At 52.6% G+C, this 26,772-nt stretch carries 27 protein-coding genes and 1 pseudogene; 20 read left to right on the top strand and 8 right to left on the bottom strand.

The window, feature by feature from the left end:
• The first annotated feature begins 35 nt into the window (after positions 1-35).
• A complete protein-coding gene (locus tag OGY01_RS07360) occupies positions 36-323 on the top strand; it encodes a VF530 family protein (protein WP_045442897.1) in 288 nt (95 codons plus the stop codon).
• Between the two features lie 12 nt (positions 324-335).
• On the top strand, positions 336-1,703 hold the full coding sequence (locus tag OGY01_RS07355) for a glycoside hydrolase family 10-like protein (protein WP_286492737.1): 1,368 nt from the start codon (positions 336-338) through the stop codon (positions 1,701-1,703).
• Positions 1,704-1,722: 19 nt separating this feature from the next.
• Here the strand turns inward: OGY01_RS07355 and OGY01_RS07350 are convergent.
• From OGY01_RS07350 to hdeB, 3 genes and pseudogenes are all read right to left on the bottom strand, one after another.
• Positions 1,723-2,292: pseudogene (locus OGY01_RS07350) on the bottom strand (type II toxin-antitoxin system HipA family toxin); the annotation flags it as partial.
• Between the two features lie 81 nt (positions 2,293-2,373).
• On the bottom strand, positions 2,374-4,317 hold the full coding sequence (locus OGY01_RS07345) for a methyl-accepting chemotaxis protein (protein WP_286492735.1): 1,944 nt from the start codon (positions 4,315-4,317) through the stop codon (positions 2,374-2,376).
• A gap of 155 nt (positions 4,318-4,472) precedes the next feature.
• On the bottom strand, positions 4,473-4,802 hold the full coding sequence (gene hdeB, locus OGY01_RS07340; protein ID WP_045442905.1) for an acid-activated periplasmic chaperone HdeB: 330 nt from the start codon (positions 4,800-4,802) through the stop codon (positions 4,473-4,475).
• 400 nt (positions 4,803-5,202) lie between these two features.
• On the opposite strand from hdeB, the gene OGY01_RS07335 reads away from it, so the two are divergent.
• From OGY01_RS07335 to OGY01_RS07305, 7 genes are read left to right on the top strand one after another with little or no spacing between them, the layout of a single operon-like run.
• Complete coding sequence (locus OGY01_RS07335) at positions 5,203-6,069, top strand: MurR/RpiR family transcriptional regulator (RefSeq protein ID WP_045442908.1); 867 nt, start codon at positions 5,203-5,205, stop codon at positions 6,067-6,069.
• Positions 6,070-6,083: 14 nt separating this feature from the next.
• Positions 6,084-6,671, top strand: coding sequence for a D-alanyl-D-alanine dipeptidase (ddpX, locus tag OGY01_RS07330; protein ID WP_045442911.1), 588 nt, complete (start codon positions 6,084-6,086; stop codon positions 6,669-6,671).
• Between the two features lie 15 nt (positions 6,672-6,686).
• Complete coding sequence (locus OGY01_RS07325; RefSeq protein WP_284096813.1) at positions 6,687-8,249, top strand: ABC transporter substrate-binding protein; 1,563 nt, start codon at positions 6,687-6,689, stop codon at positions 8,247-8,249.
• A 44-nt stretch (positions 8,250-8,293) separates the two neighbouring features.
• A complete protein-coding gene (locus OGY01_RS07320) occupies positions 8,294-9,316 on the top strand; it encodes an ABC transporter permease (RefSeq protein ID WP_048221443.1) in 1,023 nt (340 codons plus the stop codon).
• A complete protein-coding gene (gene ddpC, locus OGY01_RS07315) occupies positions 9,313-10,209 on the top strand; it encodes a D,D-dipeptide ABC transporter permease (protein WP_045442920.1) in 897 nt (298 codons plus the stop codon). The genes OGY01_RS07320 and ddpC overlap by 4 nt, the downstream gene beginning before the upstream one ends.
• Positions 10,206-11,192, top strand: coding sequence for an ABC transporter ATP-binding protein (locus OGY01_RS07310; RefSeq protein ID WP_045442923.1), 987 nt, complete (start codon positions 10,206-10,208; stop codon positions 11,190-11,192). The genes ddpC and OGY01_RS07310 overlap by 4 nt, the downstream gene beginning before the upstream one ends.
• Positions 11,185-12,126 carry an oligopeptide/dipeptide ABC transporter ATP-binding protein gene (locus OGY01_RS07305; RefSeq protein ID WP_045442926.1) on the top strand — a complete coding sequence of 314 codons (942 nt, stop codon included), beginning with the start codon at positions 11,185-11,187 and terminating at the stop codon, positions 12,124-12,126. The genes OGY01_RS07310 and OGY01_RS07305 overlap by 8 nt, the downstream gene beginning before the upstream one ends.
• A gap of 33 nt (positions 12,127-12,159) precedes the next feature.
• Here OGY01_RS07305 and OGY01_RS07300 read toward each other — a convergent pair whose 3' ends face one another.
• The gene (locus OGY01_RS07300; protein ID WP_045442929.1) at positions 12,160-13,050 is read right to left on the bottom strand and encodes a LysR family transcriptional regulator; all 891 of its coding nucleotides are present in this window, start codon (positions 13,048-13,050) and stop codon (positions 12,160-12,162) included.
• Positions 13,051-13,192: 142 nt separating this feature from the next.
• Here OGY01_RS07300 and OGY01_RS07295 point away from each other — a divergent pair, with 142 nt between their 5' ends.
• Genes OGY01_RS07295 through OGY01_RS07270 form a run of 6 tightly spaced genes read left to right on the top strand, consistent with a single transcriptional unit; the run spans position 13,193 to position 18,902 of the window.
• Complete coding sequence (locus tag OGY01_RS07295; RefSeq protein WP_048221441.1) at positions 13,193-13,900, top strand: CoA transferase subunit A; 708 nt, start codon at positions 13,193-13,195, stop codon at positions 13,898-13,900.
• Between the two features lie 2 nt (positions 13,901-13,902).
• Positions 13,903-14,559, top strand: a complete 657-nt coding sequence (locus tag OGY01_RS07290; RefSeq protein WP_286492733.1) for a CoA transferase subunit B — start codon at positions 13,903-13,905, stop codon at positions 14,557-14,559.
• A 10-nt stretch (positions 14,560-14,569) separates the two neighbouring features.
• A complete protein-coding gene (locus tag OGY01_RS07285; RefSeq protein WP_286492731.1) occupies positions 14,570-15,775 on the top strand; it encodes an acetyl-CoA C-acetyltransferase in 1,206 nt (401 codons plus the stop codon).
• The gene (locus OGY01_RS07280; RefSeq protein ID WP_286492730.1) at positions 15,765-16,688 is read left to right on the top strand and encodes a 3-hydroxyacyl-CoA dehydrogenase family protein; all 924 of its coding nucleotides are present in this window, start codon (positions 15,765-15,767) and stop codon (positions 16,686-16,688) included. Before OGY01_RS07285 ends, OGY01_RS07280 begins: the two co-directional genes overlap by 11 nt.
• Before the next feature lie 37 nt (positions 16,689-16,725).
• Entirely contained in the window at positions 16,726-18,120 is a 1,395-nt protein-coding gene (locus tag OGY01_RS07275; RefSeq protein WP_286492729.1) for a GntP family permease, read from the top strand.
• An 11-nt stretch (positions 18,121-18,131) separates the two neighbouring features.
• Entirely contained in the window at positions 18,132-18,902 is a 771-nt protein-coding gene (locus tag OGY01_RS07270) for a 3-hydroxybutyrate dehydrogenase (protein ID WP_286492727.1), read from the top strand.
• A 42-nt stretch (positions 18,903-18,944) separates the two neighbouring features.
• On the opposite strand, the gene osmC is transcribed toward OGY01_RS07270, so the two are convergent.
• Positions 18,945-19,376 carry a peroxiredoxin OsmC gene (gene osmC / locus OGY01_RS07265; RefSeq protein ID WP_048221436.1) on the bottom strand — a complete coding sequence of 144 codons (432 nt, stop codon included), beginning with the start codon at positions 19,374-19,376 and terminating at the stop codon, positions 18,945-18,947.
• A gap of 228 nt (positions 19,377-19,604) precedes the next feature.
• Between osmC and sra the strand changes: the two genes are divergently transcribed.
• From sra to OGY01_RS07240, 5 genes are all read left to right on the top strand, one after another.
• A complete protein-coding gene (gene sra, locus OGY01_RS07260; protein WP_286492725.1) occupies positions 19,605-19,745 on the top strand; it encodes a stationary-phase-induced ribosome-associated protein in 141 nt (46 codons plus the stop codon).
• A 179-nt stretch (positions 19,746-19,924) separates the two neighbouring features.
• Positions 19,925-21,622, top strand: coding sequence for a malate dehydrogenase (maeA, locus tag OGY01_RS07255; protein ID WP_048221435.1), 1,698 nt, complete (start codon positions 19,925-19,927; stop codon positions 21,620-21,622).
• A 308-nt stretch (positions 21,623-21,930) separates the two neighbouring features.
• Positions 21,931-23,646, top strand: a complete 1,716-nt coding sequence (locus OGY01_RS07250) for an ABC-F family ATP-binding cassette domain-containing protein (RefSeq protein ID WP_286492724.1) — start codon at positions 21,931-21,933, stop codon at positions 23,644-23,646.
• Positions 23,647-23,881: 235 nt separating this feature from the next.
• Complete coding sequence (locus tag OGY01_RS07245; protein WP_048221433.1) at positions 23,882-24,160, top strand: type II toxin-antitoxin system RelE/ParE family toxin; 279 nt, start codon at positions 23,882-23,884, stop codon at positions 24,158-24,160.
• The gene (locus OGY01_RS07240; RefSeq protein ID WP_045442967.1) at positions 24,160-24,444 is read left to right on the top strand and encodes a HigA family addiction module antitoxin; all 285 of its coding nucleotides are present in this window, start codon (positions 24,160-24,162) and stop codon (positions 24,442-24,444) included. The genes OGY01_RS07245 and OGY01_RS07240 overlap by 1 nt, the downstream gene beginning before the upstream one ends.
• Before the next feature lie 56 nt (positions 24,445-24,500).
• On the opposite strand, the gene OGY01_RS07235 is transcribed toward OGY01_RS07240, so the two are convergent.
• From OGY01_RS07235 to fdnH, 3 genes are all read right to left on the bottom strand, one after another.
• Positions 24,501-25,103, bottom strand: coding sequence for an inorganic diphosphatase (locus tag OGY01_RS07235; protein ID WP_045442970.1), 603 nt, complete (start codon positions 25,101-25,103; stop codon positions 24,501-24,503).
• A gap of 129 nt (positions 25,104-25,232) precedes the next feature.
• Positions 25,233-25,889, bottom strand: a complete 657-nt coding sequence (gene fdnI, locus OGY01_RS07230; RefSeq protein WP_045442973.1) for a formate dehydrogenase-N subunit gamma — start codon at positions 25,887-25,889, stop codon at positions 25,233-25,235.
• Entirely contained in the window at positions 25,882-26,766 is an 885-nt protein-coding gene (gene fdnH / locus OGY01_RS07225; protein ID WP_045442976.1) for a formate dehydrogenase N subunit beta, read from the bottom strand. The genes fdnI and fdnH overlap by 8 nt, the downstream gene beginning before the upstream one ends.
• Positions 26,767-26,772 lie beyond the last annotated feature (6 nt).

The following is a 26,772-nucleotide window of genomic DNA, read 5'->3' as shown; positions in this document are numbered from 1 at the left end:
ATCACTCAATCTGGAACTACTGAACTGGACTTCATATGAATGCTCATCTATCTAAAGACCCTTTACATGGCGTAACGCTTGAAATGCAGGTTAATGCGCTGGTTGAGCGCTTTGGTTGGGCTGAGTTGAGCCAACTTATTAATATCAACTGTTTTAAAAACGAGCCGAGCGTTAAATCCAGTTTAAAATTCCTGCGTCGTACGCCGTGGGCCCGCGCTGAAGTTGAAGCGCTGTATCTTGATTCCTTACACGATGTAGCCCCAAAAAACACCACAGCGCCTGCTATTGATCCCTGGGCTAACAGCCGTATTAATAAGAAATAAGAGCCATATCAGATGTCAGCACCCGGTTTTTTTTCAGGTAATCATCAAAAAAAGCTGGCGACACTCATCGCCCGTTCTCGCAATATGCTACCGGTATCCAACGCAAAATGGTTTGCTGCGCTCGTTGGCAGTATGCTTTTACTCGGCAGTTGTTCTTCAGAACCTCCCGGGAAGAAAACCACTCCGCAACCTCCGGTGACAACACCGCAACGCAGCCAGGAACCCGTGCGCGGCATCTGGCTGGCGACCGTTTCCCGTCTGGACTGGCCGCCGATATCCTCGGTGAACATTAGTTCACCCGCTGTGCGCATTAGTCAGCAGCAGAAAGCCCTGACGGATAAGCTGGATAATCTGAAACGCCTCGGGATCAATACCGTCTTTTTCCAGGTAAAACCGGACGCCACCGCGCTCTGGAAATCTAAAATCTTGCCCTGGTCAGACACTCTGACAGGGAATATTGGTGAGGATCCTGGTTACGATCCGCTGCAGTTTATGCTCGACGAAGCGCATAAACGCGGCATGAAAGTGCATGCCTGGTTTAACCCCTATCGCGTATCCGTCAACACCAAACCCGCAACGGTAGCAGAATTAAACCGGACGTTGACCCAACATCCATCCAGCGTCTATATCCTGCACCGGGACTGGATCCGCACGTCTGGCGAACGTTTTGTACTGGACCCAGGTATTCCTGAAGTACGGGACTGGATCACCGGTATCGTGGCGGAAGTCGTTGAGAACTACCCCGTCGATGGCGTGCAGTTCGATGACTATTTCTACACCGAGTCACCTGGCTCTGCGCTTAACGACACTCAGACTTTCAGAAAGTATGGCCAGGGATTTGACTCTAAAGCCGACTGGCGCCGGTATAACACGCAACGGTTAATCGAGCAGGTTTCGCAGACTATCAAAAAACTGAAACCTGAAGTGGAATTTGGCGTCAGTCCGGCAGGTGTATGGCGCAACCGTTCGCACGATCCGGCAGGTTCCGACACTCGGGGTGCAGCAGCATATGATGAGTCTTATGCCGATACGCGCCGTTGGGTGCAACAAGGATTGCTGGATTACATCGCACCACAGCTTTACTGGCCTTTCGCCCGCGATGCAGCGCGTTATGATGTGCTGGCAAAATGGTGGGCTGATGTCGTGAAATCAACCAATACGCGTCTGTATATTGGGGTAGCACTGTATAAAGTCGGAGAACGGTCATCGAAAGAGCCAGACTGGGCTGTGAAAGGTGGAGTACCGGAGTTGAAGAAACAGCTCGATTTAAACGAGTCTGACCCGCACATTAACGGCACGATCCTGTTCAGAGAAGATTACCTTAACCAGCCGCAAACCCAGGATGCGGTCACCTATATTCGCGACCGCTGGGGGCGTTAGGTGTTGTCCGTCGCTGGCGCTACACCGTTAAGCGGCGGATATTTTCATTAATTTGTTGCTGAATAGTCTTCAGGGTGGCAGGTGTGATCTGCTCAGGGAATTTGTCTTTGGCTGTGTCACTCCATGCCGCGGCATACTCACTGACCCTGTCGATAATCTCGTTCACTCTTTCGGTAGATAGTTCGGCTTCTTTTTCGCCAAGTCTCTGGAGTTGTTTTCTTTCAATATCCAGCGCCTCTCCCATCATATCCATTTGATGATAGCCACCTGGTCCTTCACAGTATGTAACATCGTACGCCGGAGCCAGGGTCCAGTTGCCATCTGCCGACATCAAATAAGCAAAGTTTTTCGGATGATCGTCCCGGTTGTTGAATGCCACATTGAAGACACCCCGTTCAAAGGCTTTTGCTTTCTCCCGGACATCATTGGTGCAAATTTGGGTCGCACGTAAAAAGCTCCGGTAATCGAGAGCGCCAGGTATCTGGTAATTGGCTCCGGTAAGTGCCGCCAGACTTTGCATAGGAATACGCATCTCCTGCTGACGGTCAAACCGGCGGGTCGCAAAAGCAGCCTGCCCATCCGGCAGATTAAGCAACGTTATAAAGGATTTAACTATGCTGGCGTGCCATAAAATAAAAACGCCCTCGAAAGAGCGTTCTTATTGTCGTTATCAGGCAATTACCGGCTCGGGCAATCTGAACGAAGAAACCAGCGTGGCCAGCTGTTCCGCCTCTTCTTTCAGTACCTGAGTTCGTGCGGCAGCATCATCAATCAACGATGCGTTTTGCTGGACGGTGCTGTCCATTTCGGTAACGGCGAGCGTGACTTCGGAAACCCCTTTTCGCTGCTCTTCGCCTGCGACACGAATTTCACCCATCAATTGCCGCACCTGACGTACATTATTGACCAGTTCTTCCAGACGCTCACCGGCATTATGGATTTGCTGACTACCGCTGCCAACATGAGAAACCGACTCATCAATCAACGCCTTAATCTCCTGGGCGGCTGTCGCGCTGCGCTGCGCCAGCGTGCGAACTTCCGATGCAACAACGGCAAATCCTCTGCCCGCATCGCCTGCCCGGGCTGCCTCGACTGCGGCATTCAAAGCAAGAATGTTTGTCTGGAATGCAATACTGTCGATGACCGCGACAATTTCCACCATTCGTCCTGAAGAGTTGCTGACATTATCCATAGTAGAGATAACTCCCTGCATGACATCTCCGCAGCGGTTAGCCGTTTGCGCGGTGCTATCAGATAACTCATCAGCCAGTTGTGTGTTGCTCGCATTTTGATGAACGGTCGCATTAAGTTGTTCCATCGCGGCAGAGCTTTCTTCCAGTGCCGCAGCCTGCTGCGTCACGCGTGAAGAGAGTTCCATATTGCTGTCCGCGAGGCTGACCGCATTATTTGCCACCACCACGCTACTGCTTCTGACGGTGATCAGGATGGCTGAAATTTTATCAACAAACAGATTAAACGCCTCTGCGATAGCCGATATCTCATCTTTACCGCGAACATCCAGTCGGCGGGTCAGATCACCTTCCCCTTGTGCAATGTCATCAAGCGCACGGCGGGTATCATCCAGACGCGAGATCAGCCTGCGAACCACCAGCCAGGATCCTGCCAACAGGATCGTCATAACAGGGATCAATACCTCCAGCACGTCCTGCATCATCACTTTGGCTAAACCAACAATACGTGATTCCGGCGTCACCAGACCGACAACCCAACCGGTATCTGCCATTGGAAACAGCATCACCTGTGATGGCGTATTCAGCACGTTATCGTTTTCAAGCGTAATGGTCTTCACGCCGTCAGCCGCGCGAAGTGACTTCAGACCATTTTCCACCGGCGCGAGCCATTCCGCACTGCGCGCCAGCTCGCTGAAAGTTTTAAATTTCGAATTATCAGCTTGTGGGAAGTAGAGGATCTGACCTTGCTTATCCACCACGAACGCATAACCGCCAGTGCTATTTCCCTGCTGTTGCATAAACGTGGCGACGTTATCCAGACGAATATCGGTGGTAGCCACCCCGGCGAACTTGCCCGACAGTTGGTACGGGATACTACAGGTCACCATATTTACACCAGAACTTGAATCCTGATAAACATCAGACCACAGGCAACTGTTTTGCGAATGGCCTTTCGCATGTTGGTACCAGCTTTCATTGTGATAACCAGCAGATCCTTCTGCATTATAATCATTGGAAAAATCCAGTTTACCCTCAGCGTTTCGCGCCCAGAAAAAGCTACGCTTCTCCACGCCAGCGGTAAACGCATCAGGTTCTGGCCAAATCCCACCGCCGGTAATAATAGAATTGTTATCTTCACCAATCAGGTGCGGTACGACACGTTGATACAAAGATTCATCGTTGGGCAGAACTTCAGCCAGCCGTGACAGACTGACGGTTTCGCCCTCGATACGAGAGAGAACGGTACTCAATTGACGGGTTAAACCTTGCCCCGTTTCTTCGATCAGGTCGGTGTTGATTTCAACGACGCGCGGCTGACCGCGCCAGAGCATAATCGCAACAATAACCAGAGTGGTAACTGCAAGCAGCAGAATGCCACCAATGGTTAAGCGCGTTGAAATACGAGTAGGATACCAGGCCATACAAACTCCTTCTGTAAAAGGCTAACTTTTACCCAGTATCGGCACAGGAGTTTATATCTTTATAAAGTTTTCTTAAGTATTACAAAACAAATTAGTGACGTTGTCACGAATAGCAAAACCCAGCACTTTGGCTGGGCTTTAATACATGCTTAATCTTATTTAGATAATTCTTTTTTGATTTCTTCTTTTATTTTGCTTAATTCACTTTGCGGATGTTTTTTGCAAAGTTCAACGGTCAGAGGCACCGCAGTGGTGATAGTCTCGTTATAGTCGACGAAGTCACCGCCTTTGAAGTCTTCATCTTCATTCAGTACCCAGAAGGCAACCGGAGCCATAGTTTGCGGGTTCAAATCAATAAACTCCTGGCAGCTCATGCCTTTCGGAGTCACTTCAGTTTTAGCGTTATCAGTTGCTGCATTGACGCTTACACTGGTTAACAGCGCTGCGACCAGAACACCTGCTGTAGAAAGGGAGAATTTATTCATTGTAGTACTCCATTTATAATATAGATAATATCTACACTTGCGCTTTAAACCGTTAATGTAGTTCGCAAAAAAATAATACCCCTACCGTTAGAAGAATAAAGATGGTCATCATTGATATGGCTGAAATTTATATTTCACATTACTAATTCTGATGTCTGGAGGAAAATGTTGCGCACAATGTGATCGTTCCGACGAAATCAACAGATTGATCCCCCACTTCCCCTGCCTTTGCACCAAAACTGAACTACGCTGCACAAATGTTGATCATTGGTTAATAAATATAAGTGTTTTTTAACAAAAAAACGCAGCGTACCGTTGTCGCTGACATGGCACGCATCCTGCATTGTTAATCAAGTAACAACGAAACAGCATCTGACAAACAACTAACAGCGAGACGGTGATGACATCAAAACCTGAGTTATTTGCCCGTATTGAACAGACGTTTAGTCAGCTAACGCCCAGTGAAAAGCGCGTTGCCGGCTGGCTGTTAGCGCACGCAGCACAGATCCCTTTTGAGACGGCTGATGGTATCGCAAAAGCGACAGGAACCAGCGGCATCACCGTAGGTCGCTATCTACGCAAACTGGGTTTTCGCAACCTGGAAGATGCCAAAACCAGTCTACGAGAGTTGCCACTAATCCCCTATCAACCCTGGGGAATGAATGAACGCCTGGATTCCTGGCATCAACAGCAAAGCCTTCCCGATCGCGTACATCAGTCGCTGCTGCTTGAGATTGACGCCATTACCCATGTTTACCAGTTGGCGCAAAGCGAAACATTTTTACGCATTGCACAGCAACTGGCCCACGCAGAAGCCGTGTATATCCTCGGGATCCAGTCCACCAGAGGGATCGCCAATGCCTTTTTTAGTCATCTGGAATACCTGCGCCCAAAAGTGAGTTACTCCGAAGGGCTTTCCGGAAGTTGGGTTGAGTCGCTGAATTCAGGGTTCAAACGGCCTTATGTGGTGATAACCGATACGCGTGCCTACGCCGCAATGTCGCGACAATATTGCCGGGTAGCCAGCGAACGCGGCATCCCGATCGCACTAATAACCGATGTCTGGTGCCCCTGGGCCAGAGACTATGCCATTGATTTAATACAGGTAAAAACCGACACCGGACACTTCTGGGATTCCCTTGCCCCGGTAAGTTGTCTGTTCAACTTATTACTCTCCGCAGTGGTGGCGCAACTGGGCGACTCCCTGGCGGAGCGCCTGCAAGCCAATCGTCAGTTACAACAACAATTTGGTCAATTCGAACAATAAACAGGAACCGTGCTATGTCAGAGACCCCAGAACTGGTCGATCTGTCAGTGATATTCCCGTCACTGCATATCGATCTCAAATATGCCACGACCGATAACATTACCGGCGCGCCTATCTATCGGGAAGCGCGTTGCCTGTTACACAGCGATGCGGTCGCTGGGCTGGCCAAAAGCATCAGCATTGCGCAACTGGCGGGGTTATCCCTGGTGGTATACGACGCGTATCGCCCGCAGCAGGCTCAGGCGCTACTGTGGAATGCCTGTCCCGATCCTCAATATGTCGTGGACGTGGCGATTGGTTCCAATCATAGCCGTGGAACGGCCATCGACGTCACGCTGATGGATGAACGCGGCAATGTCCTCGATATGGGAGCTGGTTTTGATGAAATGCACGATCGTTCCCATGCCTGGCATCCTTCTGTGCCCCCGAAAGCGCAGCGTAACCGACTGTTGCTCAACGCCATTATGTCTGGCGGCGGTTTTGTCGGGATAAGCAGCGAGTGGTGGCATTTTGAATTGCCCAATGCAGCACGCTATCCGCTGCTTGATGATTATTTTTCCTGTTTTACTGCCCCACAAATAACAACACAACATCCCCTTTGATTCTGGAGCCTGGTTATGAAGACTACACCTGCATTGAGATCGTTTTTTCGCCCCGCTCTGATTGCCGTCGCACTGTCGGTGGCCTTGCCCACCGCCCAGGCCGCCGTACCTAAGGACATGCTGGTCATTGGTAAAGCAGCCGACCCACAAACGCTGGATCCTGCCGTGACGATAGATAACAACGACTGGACGGTCACCTATCCCTCTTATCAGCGTCTGGTCCAGTACAAAACAGCAGGTGGCAAAGGTTCCACAGAGGTTGAAGGTGATTTGGCCAGCAACTGGAAAGCATCTGACGATCATAAAGAGTGGACGTTTACCCTGAAAAATGACGCTAAATTTGCCGACGGCACTCCCGTTACGGCTGAGGCGGTGAAGCAATCCTTTGAGCGTTTACTCAAAATTGGTCAGGGACCTGCTGAGGCATTCCCGAAAGATCTGAAGATTGAAGCCATTGATGCCAGTACGGTGAAATTTATCCTCAGCCAGCCGTTCGCGCCATTCCTCTATACGCTGGCGAATGACGGCGCGTCGATTATCAACCCGGTTATCTTAAAAGAGCACGCCGCTGATGATGCCCGTGGGTTCCTGGCGCAAAACACAGCGGGTTCCGGTCCCTTCATGTTGAAGAGCTGGCAAAAAGGGCAGCAACTGGTACTGGTTCCGAATCCCCACTATCCGGGTCCCAAGCCAGCGTTTAAACGCGTATCAGTAAAAATCATCGGTGAGAGCGCTTCCCGCCGGTTGCAATTGTCGCGCGGCGATATCGACATTGCCGATGCGTTGCCCGTTGACCAGCTTTCCGCCTTAAAACAGGAAGGAAAGGTCAACGTGGCGGATTACCCTTCTCTGCGTGTCACCTATCTGTATCTGAACAACAGTAAAGCGCCGCTCAATCAGGTGGACTTGCGCCGTGCTATCTCCTGGTCAACTGATTATAAGGGCATGGTGAAAGGCATTTTGAGCGGCAACGGTAAACAGATGCGCGGCCCGATCCCCGAAGGCATGTGGGGCTTTGATGAAAAGGCGATGCAGTACAATTTTGACGAAGCCAAAGCAAAAGCCGAGTGGGATAAAGTTGCGACGAAGCCCGACAGTCTGAGTTTTCTCTACTCTGATAATGACCCTAACTGGGAGCCAATTGCCCTCGCCACACAAGCCAGCCTCGGCAAGCTGGGTATAAAAGTGAAGCTGGAAAAGCTGGCGAATGCCACCATGCGTGACCGTGTAGGCAAAGGAGATTACGACATTGCTATCGGCAACTGGAGCCCGGACTTCGCTGATCCGTACATGTTCATGAACTACTGGTTTGAGTCAGATAAGAAAGGTTTACCGGGCAACCGTTCATTCTATGAAAACAGCGAGGTCGATAAGCTGCTCCAGAGTGCGCTGGCAACCACCGATCAGGTCGCCAGAACGAAGGATTATCAGCAGGCGCAAAACATCGTTATTGATGAAGCTGCCTACGTCTATTTATTCCAGAAAAACTACCAACTGGCGATGAACAAAGACGTCAAAGGATTTGTATTCAACCCCATGCTGGAACAGGTCTTCAATATCTCCACCATGAGCAAATAAGCCACGTTTATGCGGAGCCAAATTGGCTCCGCAAGGGGAAGCCAATGACTTTCTGGAGCATTTTACGCCAGCGCTGCTGGGGACTTATCCTGGTGGTCGCCGGTGTTTGTGTGATCACTTTTATTATTTCGCACCTGATCCCAGGTGACCCCGCGCGGCTGCTGGCAGGCGATCGCGCCAGCGATGAAATTGTCGAAAATATTCGCCAGCAATTAGGGTTGAATCAGCCGCTGTATGTACAATTTTTTCGCTACGTCAGCGATATTTTTCAGGGGGATTTAGGGACATCTATCCGTACCGGGCGTCCGGTAATGGATGAACTGCGCGTCTTTTTCCCCGCCACGCTTGAGCTGGCTTTCTGCTCTCTGCTGCTGGCGCTCATTATTGGCATCCCGCTGGGCATTTTATCTGCTGTCTGGCGTAACCGCTGGCTCGACCATATCGTACGCCTGATGGCTATCACCGGCATATCAACACCCGCGTTCTGGTTGGGTCTGGGCGTCATCGTACTGTTTTACGGCCATCTGCAGATTTTGCCCGGTGGCGGACGACTGGATGACTGGCTGGATCCCCCCACACACGTTACCGGGTTCTACCTGATAGACGCACTTCTCGAAGGTAATGGCGAGGTCTTTTTCAATGCTCTCCAGCACCTGATCCTGCCGTCTCTGACGCTGGCTTTTGTACATCTGGGGATTGTCGCCCGTCAGATTCGCTCAGCCATGCTGGAACAACTTAGCGAAGATTATATTCGCACCGCCCGCGCCAGTGGTTTACCGGGCTGGTACATCATTTTGTGTTATGCACTGCCCAATGCGCTTATTCCATCAATAACCGTTCTTGGCCTCGCGCTGGGCGATCTGCTCTACGGCGCAGTACTAACCGAAACGGTTTTTGCGTGGCCGGGAATGGGGGCCTGGGTGGTGACCTCTATTCAGGCGCTTGATTTCCCGGCGGTAATGGGATTTGCCGTTGTGGTTTCTTTGGCTTACGTACTGGTGAATCTGGTGGTGGATTTACTGTATTTGTGGATTGATCCGCGAATCGGACGAGGAGGCGCTGAATGATGCTTACGCAAGAAACACCAGCCCCATCCCCGCCAGCGCGCCAGCGCGTTGACTGGGCAAAACTGTTCTGGATGATGAAAAGCAGTCCGCTAACGCTGATTGGTGGCGCGATCATTGTGTTGATGCTGCTGATGATGGTGTTGTCGCCGTGGATCACGCCTCACGATCCCAATGCAATCGACCTGACTGCACGTCTGCTTCCCCCGTCTGCAGCACACTGGTTTGGTACCGATGAGGTGGGCCGTGATTTGTTTAGTCGCGTACTGGTGGGAAGCCAGCAATCGATCGTCGCCGGACTGGTCGTGGTGGGTATTGCCGGAGGCGTTGGTTCGCTGGTTGGCTGCCTGTCGGGTGTGATGGGTGGACGTGCTGATGCGATTATCATGCGCATCATGGATGTCATGCTGTCGATCCCTTCGCTGGTGCTGACGATGGCGCTGGCCGCCGCCCTGGGACCCAGCCTGTTTAACGCGATGCTGGCAATTGCGATTGTACGTATTCCTTTCTATGTCCGACTGGCCCGTGGGCAAACGTTGGTGGTTCGCCAGTTTACTTATGTGCAGGCCGCCCGCACTTACGGCGCATCACGCTGGCATCTGATTAGCTGGCATATATTACGCAATTCGCTGCCGCCCCTTATCGTGCAGGCGTCGCTGGACATAGGTAGTGCGATCCTGATGGCTGCCACGCTTGGGTTTATCGGTTTGGGGGCGCAACAGCCCAGTGCAGAATGGGGGGCGATGGTGGCGATAGGTCGCAACTATGTACTTGATCAATGGTGGTATTGCGCATTCCCCGGAGCCGCCATATTGATTACTGCCGTCGGTTTTAATCTCTTTGGCGACGGTATCCGCGATCTGCTGGACCCGAAAGCCGGAGGAAAACAGTCATGACACGGCCTGTACTGGAAATTGAGAATTTACACCTGAGCTTCCCCGGTTATAAAGCAGACGTTCATGCACTAAACCATGTCTCGCTACATATCAACCGCGGGGAGATTGTCGGCGTGGTCGGTGAGTCCGGCTCTGGTAAATCAGTGACAGCCATGCTCGCCATGCGCCTGCTGCCGGAGGGAAGTTATCGAATTCATCAGGGACGCGTGTCGCTGCTCGGTGAAGATGTTCTGAACGCCACTGAGAAGCAAATGCGTAAATGGCGTGGTGAGCGCGTGGCGATGATTTTCCAGGAGCCAATGACGGCGCTGAATCCGACCCGGCGTATCGGCCAGCAAATGGTGGAAGTGATCCGTCATCATCAATCAGTCAGTCGTGGTGATGCCCGCCAGAAAGCCATCGCTTTACTGGAGGAAATGCAAATCCCGGACGCCCCTGAAGTGATGTCGCGCTTCCCGTTTGAGCTGTCCGGTGGAATGCGCCAGCGCGTGATGATTGCGCTGGCCTTTTCCTGCGAACCGGATCTGATTATCGCTGATGAACCAACGACGGCGCTGGATGTGACGGTACAACTGCAAGTGCTGCGTTTGCTCAGGCATAAAGCGCGGGCCAGCGGCACGGCTGTGCTGTTTATCAGCCATGATATGGCGGTGGTATCGCAACTGTGCGACAGGTTGTACGTCATGTACGCCGGAAGTGTCATCGAAAGCGGCCCGACGCAAACCGTCATTCAGCATCCAACACATCCCTACTCCATTGGTCTGCTGAAATGTGCGCCGGAACACGGCCAACCACGCACCCTGTTACCCGCTATTCCGGGGACGGTACCAAACCTGACCTGTTTACCCGCAGGATGTGCATTCCGTGAGCGCTGTTTTGCTGCGGGATCACGGTGTGATGAGAACCCTGCGTTACGCAGTCAGGGGCTATCAGATCAGCAATCCGCCTGCTGGTATCCGCAACTGGAGGCAACGCATGTCTGACATTTTACTGGCACTACAGGATGTCCATGTCAACTTTCCCGCCCGTAAAAACTGGCTTGGTAAGGTGACTGAACGCGTGCATGCGCTCAACGGTATGGACTTACAGATCCGTCAGGGTGAAACGCTGGGTATTGTCGGCGAATCAGGCTGTGGGAAAAGCACTCTGGCGCAGTTGTTAATGGGTATGCTCAAGCCGACTCAGGGGCAGTATATCCGCAGCGAGGAGCAACAAACTGGCGCAAGCAGCGGTATGCAAATGGTGTTTCAGGACCCGCTTTCGTCGCTGGATCCTCGCCTGCCCGTCTGGCGAATCATTACTGAACCGGTATGGATCCAGAAACGTAGTCCCGAACGAGAACGTCGCGCGCTTGCCGAAGATTTAGCCCAGCAGGTTGGCATCCGTCCTGAATATCTGGACCGTCTGCCCCACGCGTTTTCCGGTGGACAGCGTCAGCGTATTGCCATTGCCAGGGCATTATCATCAAAGCCGGATGTGATCGTGCTCGATGAACCCACCTCGGCGCTGGATATCTCCGTACAAGCACAAATTCTTAACCTGCTGGTATCCTTACAGGCGCGCAGAAAGCTGACCTTTGTGCTGATATCACATAACGTGTCAGTTATCCGGCATATGAGCGACCGGGTAGCGGTAATGTACCTTGGGCAAATTGTCGAACTGGGCGACGCGCAGCAGGTTTTGACGCATCCGGCCCACCCTTACACCCGTTTATTGCTGGATTCAGTTCCTAAAACGGGCGCGCCACTGGCAGAAGATTTGCTATTACGTAAAACCGAACTGCCGGGAAATCGTACCTTACCCCAGGGATGTTATTTCCGCGACCGGTGCCCGCTTGCAACCAGCGGGTGTGAACAGAAGCAGTCATTGCTCAAAAGTGAAAGCGGAAGTGAAGTCCGCTGCTGGCGGGCCACATAAGATCCACCACGCGTATCATGCCTGACAACAACATCAGGCACGGTACGCTTTTTTCAGCGAGTCCACTAACACCTCGGAAGCTGTCGACAATTTATGATGCGCAGAGCGAAGGATGCCGATGCGTCGTTGTATAACCGGGCTGTCCAGCTCAATACAGGTTGCGCCAAGTTCGGTCATCTGCGTGCGGCAGAGCGCGGGTACTGCGCTGCCGCCTAGTCCGTTCGCCACCAGTCGTCCGATGGTCACCAGTTGATGGCTTTCCAGTGCAACCTCCAGCGAATGACCACTTTGTACCAGTTGTTCTTCCAGCATCAGACGTACGGCTGAAGGTCGTTGCAGTGTAATGAAATCCAGCGTCAGCAGTTCCTTCCATGTAATTCGCTCCCGGCCTGCGAGTCGACACGTCGGAGGCACAATAGCGATAAACCTGTCCATACCGAGCGGCGTGAAATGGAGGTGACCTGAATAGTCCGGTTCGAAGGCGATCCCCATTTCCACCCGCCCTTCACTCACCATTTCGATGACCTGCTCGTTAATAACATCGTGAACCGTCACATTGATACCGCCATAACAGTCACGAAAGGTTTTGAGTACCGGTGGCAGCACATTAGTGGCAAACGATGGCATTGCCGCAATAGAAATTTTGCCACGTTGCAGCGTAAAGCGCTGACGCATCGCTTCTTCCGTATTTTCCCAGTCTGCAAGCAGTTGCCGCCCCATCGTCAGTAGTGTTTCTCCCTCCTGCGTCAGGGTCACTTTACGGGTAGTTCTCAGCAGTAAAGCTCCTCCCAGCGAATCCTCCAGTCCTTTAATCGCCAGACTTAACGCTGGCTGTGACATATTCAGCCGTTCGCTGGCATGAGCAAAATTCAGAGTGTGAGCTACCGCTAAAAACGCGCGTAACTGTTTGATGCTCATTCTCATTTCTCATTCCCTTAACTTGTTGAATACCTTTAATTAACATTAAATTGATAAAAAAACCCAATGAGTGAGTCACAAATTTAAAATTAACAAATCATTTTTCACCCCCAATGATGTCGGCAAGGACAACTGGAGGGGCAAGTGTATGGCTGGACTGGATAAACGGGTCGCCACCTGGCAAGAGGCGCTGGAAGGACTGACCGATAACATGACGCTGCTGGCTGGCGGGTTTGGCTTATGTGGTATTCCCGAGAATCTGATCGCTGAAGTTCGTCGTCGGGAGGTTCAGGGACTCACGGTCGTGTCTAACAACTGTGGCGTAGATGGTTTTGGCCTCGGCGTACTGCTCGAAACCCGCCAGGTACGCAAAGTGGTGGCTTCCTACGTTGGTGAAAATGCGCTGTTTGAGAAGCAGGTACTCAGCGGTGAGCTGGAAGCGATTCTGACGCCACAGGGCACGCTGGCAGAGCAGTTGCGCGCGGGCGGCGCGGGGATCCCGGCTTTCTTCACCGCAACCGGATACGGTACTCCCGTGGCTGAAGGTAAAGAAGTTCGCGAGTTTGCCGGACGTCCGTACATCATGGAACAGGCGATAACCGGAGATTTCGCGCTGGTAAAAGGCTGGAAAGCCGACTGGTACGGCAACGTTATATACCGCCATACCGCACAGAATTTTAATCCGTTGATGGCGGCTGCCGGGCGCATCACGGTCGTCGAAGTTGAAGAGATTGTTCCTCCCGGAGAGCTGGATCCCGCGGCAATTCACACCCCCGGAATTTTTGTTAACCGCATTATTCAGGGCAAGTTTGAAAAACGCATTGAGCAACGCACCCTACGGCACAAAGGAGCCTGACCATGTTAACGCGTGAACAAATGGCGATGCGTGTCGCCCGCGAGCTGCGCGACGGCTATTACGTCAATTTGGGTATTGGTATTCCGACCCTGGTAGCGAATTACATCCCCAACGGTATGGACGTGATGCTGCAATCGGAGAATGGTCTGCTCGGGATGGGGCCGTTTCCCACCGAAGATGAACTGGATGCCGACATGATCAATGCCGGGAAACAGACTGTTACGGCGCGTAAAGGCGCGGCGATTTTCGACTCGGCGCAATCCTTCGCCATGATCCGCGGCGGTCATGTCGACCTGACGGTGCTCGGTGCATTTGAAGTGGATACCAACGGCAATATCGCGTCATGGATGATCCCCGGAAAAATGGTGAAAGGCATGGGCGGCGCGATGGATCTGGTGGCTGGCGCAGAAAACATCATTGTCGTGATGACGCATGCTTCCAAAAGTGGCGAATCCAAGCTGCTTCCTGCCTGTACCCTGCCGCTGACCGGCGTTGCCTGTATTAAACGCGTGCTGACCGACCTGGCTCTGCTGGAAATCGCTGACGGCGCCTTCATTCTGCGCGAGCGTGCCCCTGGCGTCAGCGTGGACGACATTGTCGCCAGAACCGCAGGCAAACTGGTCGTCCCCGATCACGTGCCTGAAATGCAATTTAACTGAGGAACTGACCATGCAGGATGTTGTTATTGTCGCAGCAACGCGTACGCCGATTGGCAGTTTTCATGGCGCGCTGGCTCCGCTTTCTGCCGTTGATCTAGGGACCGTCGTCATTCGTGCCCTGCTGGAGAAAACCGGCGTAGCACCAGATCAGATTGACGAAGTTATCCTCGGCCAGGTACTGACCGCAGGTTGCGGTCAGAATCCGGCCAGACAGACTGCGTTACGCGCCGGATTGCCGGTTACCACGCCCGCGATAACCATTAATCTGCTGTGCGGCTCAGGTTTGAAAGCGGTACATCAGGCTGTACAGGCCATACGCTGTGGCGATGCGGAAATCGTGATCGCCGGAGGCCAGGAAAGCATGAGTAATGCCCCTTATTTTCTCGATGGCGCTCGTGCAGGTTTACGTCTCGGCCATGCCAGCCTGAAAGACAGCGTGGTGCATGACGGACTGTGGGATGCGTTCAATGACTATCACATGGGGATTACTGCTGAAAACCTGGCCGATAAATTTGCCATCAGCCGTGAGCAGCAAGATGCCTTTGCCCTGCTCTCCCAGCAGAAAGCAGCGGCGGCTATCGAGGCTGGTCGTTTCACCGCAGAAATTACCCCGGTCAGCGTCCCGCAAGGAAAAAACACACCGCGTCTGGTAGATAGCGATGAGCAGCCTCGCCCGAATACCCAGGCCGACAAACTGGCGCAGCTTAAACCGGCTTTTCGTCCCGGTAATGGCACGGTGACGGCAGGCAATGCGTCATCCTTAAACGACGGTGCGGCGGCGGTGATGCTGATGAGTGCAGCCAAAGCCGCGCAACTGAACCTTCCGATTCTTGCCAGGGTTACTGGCTATGCCGTTTCGGGCGTTGATCCGTCAATCATGGGTATTGGTCCGGTCGAGGCATCGTTGCAGTGTTTGAAACGCGCAGGCTGGACGCTGGATGACGTGGATCTTATCGAAGCCAACGAAGCATTTGCCGCGCAGGCGTTGGCAGTCGGCGAATCCCTGAACTGGAATAGTAACAAAGTGAACGTCAACGGTGGCGCAATTGCGCTTGGTCACCCGATTGGCACATCCGGGTGCCGCATTCTGGTAACCCTTCTGCACGAAATGACTCGCCGCAATGCGACCAAAGGTCTGGCGACGCTGTGCGTCGGCGGTGGTCAGGGTGTGGCGCTGACGGTTGAACGTCCGACAGGAGCACAGCATGCAGACTAATCACATCAGCGTATTGGGTGCCGGTTTAATGGGTGTCGGCATCGCTACCCACTTCGCCCGTTTTTCCCATGATGTCTGGCTTTTCGATACTGATAACAGCAGGATTAATGAAATTACCGCTGTTGCCAACGGCATACTGGATGAGCTCATTGCGACCGACCAGTTTCCCGCCGATGACAAAGAGCAGGTTCTCAGCCGGTTGCACGGAACTACCTCTCTACAGGATATCGCCGCATCGGGATTACTGATTGAGGCTATCCCTGAACGGATTGAACTCAAGCATGCGTTGTATGCGCAACTGGAAGCACTAATAGCACCAGATGCCATTATTGCCAGTAACACCAGTGGCCTGCCGCCCGATACCCTGGCAGAGAACCTTATTCACCCGGAGCGATTGCTGATCGCCCATTTCTGGCACCCACCGCACTTTATTCCCTTAGTTGAAATCGTTCCTGGCTCGGCAACCAGGACAGAATATCTCAGCGAATTACAACAACTGCTGGTCTCGATGCAGCTTGAGGCTGTGGTACTCGACCGTGCTGCGCCAGGTTTTGTCGGCAACCGCCTGCAGTTTGCCTTACTGCGTGAAGCGCTGCATATCGTCAAGAGCGGCATTGCCAGCGCAGAGGTAGTGGATCAGGTAATGCGAGCCTCACTCGGACGCCGCTATGCGATAGTCGGTCCGCTGGAAGCCGCTGATATGACCGGGCTGTCCACCGTGCAGGACATTTGTCGCCACCTGCTACCGGAACTGGCCACCGGCAGTGACATGATGTCCCTTGTCGCTGACAAGGTTGCCCACGGTGATACCGGTTTGCGCAGTGGTCAGGGATTCTATCGCTGGGATGATTCGCGCAAGGAGTACATCCAGCAACGCCGGGAACATCAGCTGCGCTTTGCGCTGAAGCCATAACGTCTCTTTCTGTACCCCACTATAATAATAAGGAGTCATGATGAGTGTATTAATCGCCCTGGCAGCATTGGGCCTGCTGATGCTGGCAGCCTATCGCGGATACAGTGTCATCCTGTTTGCCCCCATCGCGGCATTAGGCGCTGTCCTGCTCACCGAACCGAGCGCCGTCGGCCCCGCCTTTACCGGCCTGTTTATGGAAAAAATGGTCGGTTTTGTGAAGCTTTACTTCCCGGTGTTCTTACTGGGAGCAGTATTTGGCAAGTTAATCGAGTTATCTGGTTTTTCCCGATCCATCGTCGCCGCCGCGATCAACATTCTGGGCCGTCGTCACGCCATTCCGGTGATTGTACTGGTGTGTGCGTTGCTGACTTACGGCGGTGTGTCGCTGTTCGTAGTGGCCTTTGCGGTGTATCCGTTTGCGGCTGAGTTGTTCCGTCAGAGCAATATTCCCAAGCGTCTGATCCCGGCAACCGTCGCGCTGGGCGCATTCTCATTCACTATGGATGCTTTGCCCGGTACGCCGCAGATCCAGAATATTATCCCGACCAGCTTTTTTGGTACTAACGCCTGGGCCGCACCCTGGCTGGGGCTCATAGGTTCGCTATTTATCATTTTTGTCGGCCTGGTCTATCTCGAGCGCCAGCGGCGCAAAGCACAGACAAAGAACGAAGGCTATGGCACCGAGCTGCTTAACGAACCGGAAACACCGGATAACATTAACCTGCCTAATCCAGTCATTGCGATTTCCCCGCTGATTCTGGTGGGTGTATTTAACCTGCTGTTTACCCGTTGGATCCCGGTCTGGTATGGCACCAGTCATCAGCTGGAGCTTCCTGGCCTGGCCAAGCCAATCACGACTGAAGTCGGGAAAATTACCGCTATCTGGGCAGTAGAGGCCGCGCTGATTTCGGGGATCCTGTTAGTAGTGATTTTTGGTTATCGCAACATCAAAGGCCGCCTCGTCGAAGGAAGCAGAACGGCTGTCGGCGGCGCGATTCTGGCGGCAATGAATACCGCATCAGAATACGGTTTTGGCGCGGTGATCGCCGCCCTGCCTGGTTTTCTGGTGCTGTCCAAAGCGCTGGCGGCTATTCCTGATCCACTGCTCAATGAAGCCATCAGTATTACCACCCTCGCCGGGATCACCGGCTCGGCATCCGGCGGGATGAGCATTGCATTAGCGGCAATGTCAGACACTTTTATCGCTGCCGCACATGCTGCCAACATTCCGTTGGAAGTCTTTCACCGCGTCGCCTCTATGGCCAGCGGTGGCATGGATACCCTGCCGCATAACGGCGCGGTAATTACGCTGCTGGCCATCACAGGCTTGAGCCATCGCCAGGCGTATGGCGGGATCTTCGCCATCACCGTGATCAAAAGTCTGGCCGTGCTGTTTGTGATCGGCGTCTTCTACACCACCGGAATTGTTTAAGGAGAATCACCATGAACTTAACGGGAAAAACAGCCCTGGTTACCGGATCAACCAGCGGTATTGGATTAGGTATTGCGCAGGTTCTGGCGAAAGCCGGGGCCACTTTGATTCTCAACGGCTTTGGTGATGTTGAGGCGGCAAAAGACGCCGTGGCGCAGTATGGCAAAACACCAGGGTATCATGGTGCTGATCTCAGCGATGAAGCGCAAATTGCCGCGATGATGCACTACGCCGAAAGCGAGTTTGGCGGCGTGGATATTCTGGTCAATAACGCCGGGATCCAATATGTCTCACCGGTCGAGACATTCCCTGTAGACAAATGGAATGCAATCATTGCCATCAACCTGTCCTCCGTTTTTCACACTACGCGCCTGGCGCTTCCCGGTATGCGTGAACGCAACTGGGGACGCATTATTAATATCGCCTCGGTGCATGGGCTGGTGGCCTCAAAAGAAAAATCGGCCTACGTCGCGGCGAAGCACGGCGTGGTCGGCCTAACCAAAACCATAGGACTGGAAGCGGCGCAGACTGGCGTAACCTGTAATGCGCTGTGCCCTGGTTGGGTCCTGACCCCGCTGGTACAACAGCAGATAGACAAGCGCATTGCCGAAGGCGCAGATCCGGAAGCGGCACGTAACGCGCTGCTCGCGGAGAAGCAGCCTTCACGTGAGTTTGTCACGCCCGAACAACTGGGTGAGCTCGCGCTGTTCTTGTGTTCGGATGCTGCGGCGCAGGTTCGCGGTGTGGCATGGAATATGGATGGCGGTTGGGTGGCACAGTAAGTTATGTATGCCGGATGCGGCGTCGCATCCGGCCTGCATCCGTCAGGACTTCAACTGATAATCCAGGGTAATTTCTGCGTTCAGAACCTGTGACACCGGACATCCGGCTTTCGCCTTCTGGATGATGCCGTCAAATGTTGCTGCATCGATCCCTGGCACGGCAACCTCACTGTGTAATGCCACTTTGGTTATCGCAAAACCCGCATCCACTTTATCCAGAGAAACATCGGCAGTGGTATCAATAGCGTCTGGCGTAAAACCCGCTTCGCCCAGCATTAACGAAAGCGCCATTGAGAAGCAGGCAGCATGTGCAGCGCCAATCAGTTCTTCCGGGTTGGTGCCTTTCGCGCCTTCGAATCGCGTATTAAACCCATAGGGTTGCTGGTTCAGCACCCCACTTTCGGTAGACACGGTTCCTTTCCCACGCTTAATGTCGCCTTCCCAGTGCGCCTGACCTTTCTTATGGATAGTCATTACTGCTCTCCTGTGTTGTCGTCGGAGTTACAAGTATAGGACGCTGAGGCAAAAGCATGTGTCAGATTGGAATGTTCTGCATTCCCTGCTTAAGCATTGACCTTTCAGAGAAAATGACCGACCATCCAGAAAGCCGTTTTTTTATACATCGGCTTTCTATCAGGTTGTATTTCGTCCGATCTTACGCGGACTCGCCCTTGAAACCAGTAACAGGATTAAGGAGTTAGAATGAAATCGAACCGTCAGGCCCGTCATATTCTTGGACTGGACCACAAAATCTCCAATCAACGTAAAGTCGTAACCGAAGGCGGCAAATCCAGCGTGGTCAATGCTCCAACCGGAAGAAAACGCCGCGCTGACAGCAAGTAATTTCCTGCACGACATACGGATTAACGAGATAAACACCATTGCAACCGCAGTGGTGTTTTTGCTTATAAAACCCCTTAACCCATTCACAATGCTTTATACTTCGCCCGTTTCCCTGGCAGACAGGCCACATACGATCATAAAGAGTGCCAGGGACGGTTATTCAAAAAAGAGTGAGTGACATGGAAAACGAAACTAAAAAACTGCGTTCCCTTTATATCCCTTACGCTGGCCCGGTACTGCTGGAGTTTCCCCTGCTAAACAAAGGGAGTGCTTTCAGTGTGGAAGAACGACGTAACTTCAACCTGCTGGGGTTACTGCCGGAAGTCGTCGAGACGATTGAAGAACAAGCCGATCGTGCCTGGATCCAATATCAGGGATTCAAAACGGAAATCGACAAACATATCTACCTGCGCAATATCCAGGACACCAACGAAACCCTGTTCTATCGGCTGGTGAATAACCATCTTGATGAGATGATGCCCGTCATCTACACCCCAACGGTAGGTGCTGCCTGTGAGCGTTTTTCTGAGATCTATCGCCGTTCTCGCGGTGTATTTATCTCTTACCAAAACCGCCACAACATGGACGATATCCTGCAAAACGTCCCAAACCACAATATTAAAGTCATCGTCGTTACTGACGGGGAACGTATTCTGGGTCTTGGCGATCAGGGTATCGGCGGGATGGGCATTCCTATCGGTAAACTGTCGCTGTATACCGCCTGTGGCGGCATTAGCCCGGCCTACACTTTGCCGGTAGTGCTGGATGTTGGTACCAACAACCAGCAACTGTTGAACGATCCGCTGTATATGGGCTGGCGCAATCCGCGTATTACTGACGATGAATACTACGAATTTGTCGACGAGTTCATCCAGGCCGTGAAGCACCGCTGGCCGGACGTGCTGCTGCAGTTCGAAGACTTCGCACAGAAAAACGCCATGCCGTTGCTGAACCGCTATCGCGATGAAATTTGTTCGTTCAACGATGATATTCAGGGTACCGCGGCGGTAACCGTAGGGACGCTGATTGCCGCCAGCCGTGCGGCAGGAAGCCAGTTGAGTGAACAAAATATTGTGTTCCTCGGCGCAGGCTCTGCCGGGTGCGGGATTGCCGAGCAGATCATCGCACAAATCCAGCGTGAAGGATTAAGCGAAGAAGCGGCCCGCCAGCGCGTATTTATGGTCGACCGTTTCGGTCTGCTGACTGACAAAATGCCGAACCTGCTTTCCTTCCAGACCAAACTGGTGCAAAAACGCGAGAATCTGCAGCACTGGGATACGCAAGAAGATGTGCTGTCGCTGCTCGACGTGGTTCGCAACGTTAAGCCGGACATTCTGATCGGTGTTTCCGGGCAAACGGGTCTGTTTACCGAAGAGATTATCCGCGAGATGCACAAGCATTGTCCGCGCCCGATCGTCATGCCGCTGTCTAACCCGACGTCGCGCGTGGAAGCCACGCCGCAGGATATTATTGCCTGGACTGAAGGTAATGCCCTGGTCGCCACCGGTAGTCCGTTTGCTCCGGTAGTCTGGAAAGATAAGACCTACCCAATTGCCCAGTGTAATAACGCCTATATCTTCCCGGGTATCGGTCTTGGTGTCATTGCCTCTGGTGCATCGCGTATTACCGATGAAATGCTGATGTCTGCCAGTGAAACACTTGCGCAGTACTCACCGCTGGTACTGAACGGCGAAGGTCTGGTGTTGCCGGAGCTGAAAGATATTCAGACCGTTTCTCGCGCTATTGCGTTTGCCGTCGGGAAAATGGCCCAGCAGCAAGGTGTGGCGGTGAAAACGTCTGCCGAAGCGCTGCAACAGGCGATTGACGAGAATTTCTGGCAGGCAGAATATCGCGACTACCGTCGTACTTCTATTTGACGGTTTTACCCGGCGGCGCCTGCCGCCGGGTGTTCAAAGCTTGCGCGAATCCATAACTTACGATTACACTTTCATCATCGATTAACATTCTGAAAAATAAAAGGAGGTAATTATGCTGTACTGTGAACGTTTCATCGCTTCACATACATTTGGCGATCGCCAGAGCTCAAGCGTTATCGGTATCGTGCTGCGATAACTTCTGCTTGAGCGAAGCTAACTTCTAAATCCCCTTCTCTCGGGCTTACCGGGTTATCGTCAGCGATGTTTGACGAGGCGTTTTCACGCCTGTAACTCTTGAGTAAGCAACAATGAGCACATTACTAACCGCACAATCCTTACACGTTGATACGGCATTCGGCGCGCTTTTCGACGATCTCACCTTTACCCTTAAAAAAGGCGATCGCATTGGGCTAATTGGCTATAACGGCTGTGGCAAAAGCACGTTATTAAAACTGTTGGATGGCACAATTACGCCCACCAGCGGATTAATTGCGCAGGCCAACCACTGCCATCTAGCCCGCGTGGAACAACATTTGCCGGACGACATTCTCCCGCTAACGCTACAGGAGGCGGTTCTTGCCCAGCTTCCCGAACATGAGCGCGCAGCTCAGCAGTGGCGGGTTGAATCGCTTCTCGCTGAAATGGGCTTTACGCCGGACAATTTGCATCTTACAACGCGAACTCTAAGTGGTGGGCAGCACACGCGGCTGCTGTTAGCGCGTGCGCTGATGCGTAATCCTGATCTCCTGTTGCTGGATGAACCGGGTAACCATCTGGATTTACCGACATTGCTATGGCTGGAGCAGTTCTTACAGAAGTGGTCCGGTAGTTTTGTGGTGGTATCTCACGATCCGCAGTTACTGGATGCCGTTACCCATGGAACCTGGATCCTGCGCGATCGCACCCTGCACGCTTTTGATCTGCCCTGTAGCGCGGCGCGCCAGGCCCTTGTCGACCGGGACGTCAGCGATGCACTACGCTATAAAGCTGAGCAAAAAGAGATTGACCGGGTCGCCGCAAGCGCCAAACGGCTGGCCACATGGGGACGGGTTTACGACAACGAAGATTTGTCCCGCAAAGCCAAACAGATGGAAAAACAGGTGCTGCGCCTGAAAGACAGTCAGACGGAAGTGACTGCAGGAAGTCAGTGGACACTAACATTACAGGGGGATGCTTTGCGTGCAGACCGTTTGCTGGAGATGACTCACCTGTCGGTCTCGCCGGCGCCAGATGCTGCAACGCTGTTTTCTATCGAAGGTATCAGAATCAAAAGCGGTGACCGCGTGGCGATTGTTGGCCGTAACGGTTGTGGAAAATCATCGCTGTTACGACTTATCTGGCAGCAATACCAGTCGCAGATGGCGTCCCGTTCACTGGTGTTACACCCTCGTGTCACGCTGGGGTATTACGACCAGACACTGCATCATCTCGCGGATGACGATTCGTTGTTTGATGCGCTGGAGCCGTTTGCCCCACAGCCTGATGTTCGCAAGATGGCGTTGATTAGTGCGGGCTTTCCGTGGATCCGTCACCAGCAGTTAGTCAGCACGTTAAGCGGTGGCGAGCGTTCTCGACTGCTGTTTGTCGGGCTGACACTCGCCCGCTATAGCCTGTTGATGCTTGATGAGCCGACCAACCATCTGGACATGGAAGGCAAAGAGGCGCTGGCAAAAACGCTGCAGAGCTTTAGCGGTGGCGTGTTGCTGGTCAGTCATGATCGTCACCTTATCAGCCAAAGCTGTAACCGGTTTTGGTTTATCGATGATGGTGAACTCAGCGAATGGCACGATCTGGAAGCGATTAGCGCACGCATTCAGGAAACCGCTGATGAAATAAGCGCCAGTAAAACCCGGGTAAAAGTGGTGCCAGAAATGAGTCCTGACAGCGATGCTGTACTGGAACAGCTTCTGGAACTGGAACAACGACTGGCCGACGATCTCGCGCGCAAGCCAAAACACCAGAAGCCGCAACTTCAGGCGCAATGGCGTAAGGAGATTGAACGACTGAATTCACAACTTGAGTAAACATATTGCCGGATAAGCAAACTTATCCGGCTTACATGCGCAAATGCTCGTGTAGGCTGGATAAGGCAGTAAGCCACCATCCGGTTATTCCTGCGTAGTGCTTTCCAGATATTCCCTGACCTGCTTTTCCTTTTAACCCGTTAACGGCACTATTTTACAAAATAGCGCCCCGTAATGTTGCGTTTAATGGAACACTAATGATAGCGTTCCTCCAGAAGGAACAAGGAAGGCATGAATGATCGTGAACTTCAGGCACAAAGGATTGCGCGACTTGTTTCTTCATGGGCGAACATCAGGCGTTATGGCAGAGCATGTCCGGCGATTACGGCACCGGCTCGCTGTTATTGATGCGGCAAGCAGGGTTACAGACATCAATATGCCCGGTTATAGACTCCATCCCCTGACGGGCGATCGTGGTGGAATATGGGCAATTTCTGTTTCAGGCAACTGGCGCATTACGTTTGAATTCGTCAATGGCGACGCGTACATACTGAACTACGAGGACTATCATTGATGAAAATGGCAAATCATCCCCGTCCGGGAGATATTATTCAGGAAGCGTTGGACGAGCTGAACGTCAGTCTGCGCGAGTTTGCCAGAGCAATGGGGATTGCACCTTCAACTGCAAGCCGGTTGTTAACCGGAAAAGCAACGTTAACACCTGAAATGGCGATCAAACTTTCTGTCGTGATCGGCAGTTCTCCGGAAATGTGGCTCAACCTGCAAAATACCTGGAGCCTCGCACAAGCAAAAAAAAGCGTGGATATTTCACGTCTGCGCAAGCTTACCGTTCAATAATGCACGCTTTATGCTGCAACAGCAGACCGGATAAGCTTGCGCTATCCGGCATGGCATTATTGCTGAGGTTTTTTCTCTTTCCAGGCATCCCAGGCCTGTTTGATTTCTTGCCTCGCCGCGGCGGCGTCGTTAAAACCGTTTAGCTCAACCTTCTTGCGCCCTTCCGGCAGTTCTTTGTACACGCGGAAGAATGACTCCAGCCGTTGCACTTCGATTTTTGGCAGATCGCTCAGTTCGTTGATGTCGTCATAGGTCGGGTCAATTTTACTGGCCGGTACCGCGACAATTTTGTCGTCCTTCTCACCGCCGTCGATCATCTTTAACACGCCAATGGCACGCAGCTTAATCAATGTTCCCGGTGCCAGCGGCGCACGGGTATAGAAAATAACATCCAGTGGGTCACCGTCACCCGCCAGAGACTGGGTAAGTGAGCCATAGTTAGCCGGATAGGCAACCGGCATCGACTGGAATCGATCGGCAACAATAAAGCCGGTTTTGGCATCGGTTTCATATTTAATGATCCCACCTGCCGGGATTTCGGTCACGGCATAAAACTCTTGCGGGTTATTTTCCGGCTGAGGAAATTCAAGGATGTTCTGCGCCTGAGCTGACGCACAAAGAAACAGGCTAACTGCGAGTAATTTTTTTACCAGAAGCATTGTCTTTTACTCTCTATTATTGGAAAGACAACACCTTACGTTTCACAGATGACACAAACATGACGTTTTTTTGGCAAAAAAATGGCGCTACATCGGTAGCGCCATTTTTATCAGCAGAACGTTAATGGGCTATTTCAACCCTTCCTCGTTCTCTTTTTTCGCCTCTTCGCGTTCAACTTCGCGATACCAGCGCGGGTGATGCTTCTTCGCCCAGCGGCGGCTGACCTTCCCTTCGACCATGCCTTTAATCGATCCTTTCACCCAAAATGCCATGTACATATGGATAAGGATGGCGTGCATTAAAATAATGCCTGCCGCGGCGTGGATCAGCAGGCTGTAGCGCACAACCTGCATCGGGAAGAACTGCGCGAAGTACGGACGCCAGATAATAATACCGGTGATCAGCAGCACAAAAATCATGCTCATGATTGACCAGAACATCATTTTCTGCCCGGCATTGTACTTACCGACGTCCGCCACTTTGTGTTCATTGCCCTTCAGCACTTCCACAATGTTTTTCAGCCACGGAATGTCTTTCTTATCCGGGATGTTGTGGTGAACAAAACGAACGAACATGAACATCAACGCGACGAAGATCAGCAGACCGAAGAACGGGTGCAAAATGCGCCCCATCTGCGGCGTACCGAAGGTTTGCGTCAGCCATTGCAACGTCGGGAAGAAAAACGAAATCCCCGACAGTGCGACCAGGAAGAAGCAGATCACCACCGTCCAGTGACAGGCGCGGTCGATAAATTTCGTGCGCACAATCATTTTCGACTTACTCATGATGATCCTCCTCGTCGTCGTCCACTTCCTTATTCGGGCCAATACCAATGTAGTGGTAAATCAGTCCGGCGAAGGTGGCGATAAATCCGGCGGCGGCCAGCGGTTTCAGCGCACCTTTCCACAAGTTGATAGAAGTATCAATCTGCGGATCCTTCGGCAAACCGTGGTACAACTCCGGCTGGTTGGCGTGATGCAGAACGTACATAACGTGTGTTCCACCCACACCCTGCGGGTTGTAGACACCAGCATGTTCGAAACCACGTGCTTTCAGTTTTTCCACACGCTGCTCGGCCATTTCCAGCATCTCTTGCTTGGTCCCGAAATGTATCGCCCCGGTCGGACAGGTCTTCACGCAGGCAGGTTCCTGCCCAACGCTGACGCGATCCACGCACAGCGTACATTTATACACGCGGTTATCCTCTTTATTGAGGCGCGGAATATTAAATGGACACCCGGCAATACAGTACCCGCAGCCGATACAATGCTCTGACTGGAAATCAACAATCCCGTTGGCGTACTGGATGATTGCTCCGGCAGACGGGCATGCCTTCAGGCAGCCCGGATCTTCACAGTGCATGCAACCGTCTTTACGAATCAGCCATTCCAGCTTGCCGTTCTGTTCAGTTTCGGTAAACCGCATCACCGTCCAGGACTTGGCGCTGAGATCGGCGGGGTTGTCATACACCCCGACGCAATGACCCACTTCGTCGCGGATATCGTTCCACTCTGAACATGCCACCTGACAGGCTTTACAGCCTATACAGGTGGAAACGTCGATCAGTTTCGCGACTTCTGCTTTGTAATCACGTGCCTGAGGCGGCGGCGTGATGGAGTTTGTTGCGGACCTTTTAATGATGTCCTGCGTTTCCATAGACATATGTTC

It is taken from the genome of Citrobacter sp. Cm038 (assembly GCF_030333105.1).
Classification (GTDB): domain Bacteria; phylum Pseudomonadota; class Gammaproteobacteria; order Enterobacterales; family Enterobacteriaceae; genus Citrobacter; species Citrobacter murliniae.
This window is presented reverse-complemented; position numbering and strand designations above follow the sequence as displayed.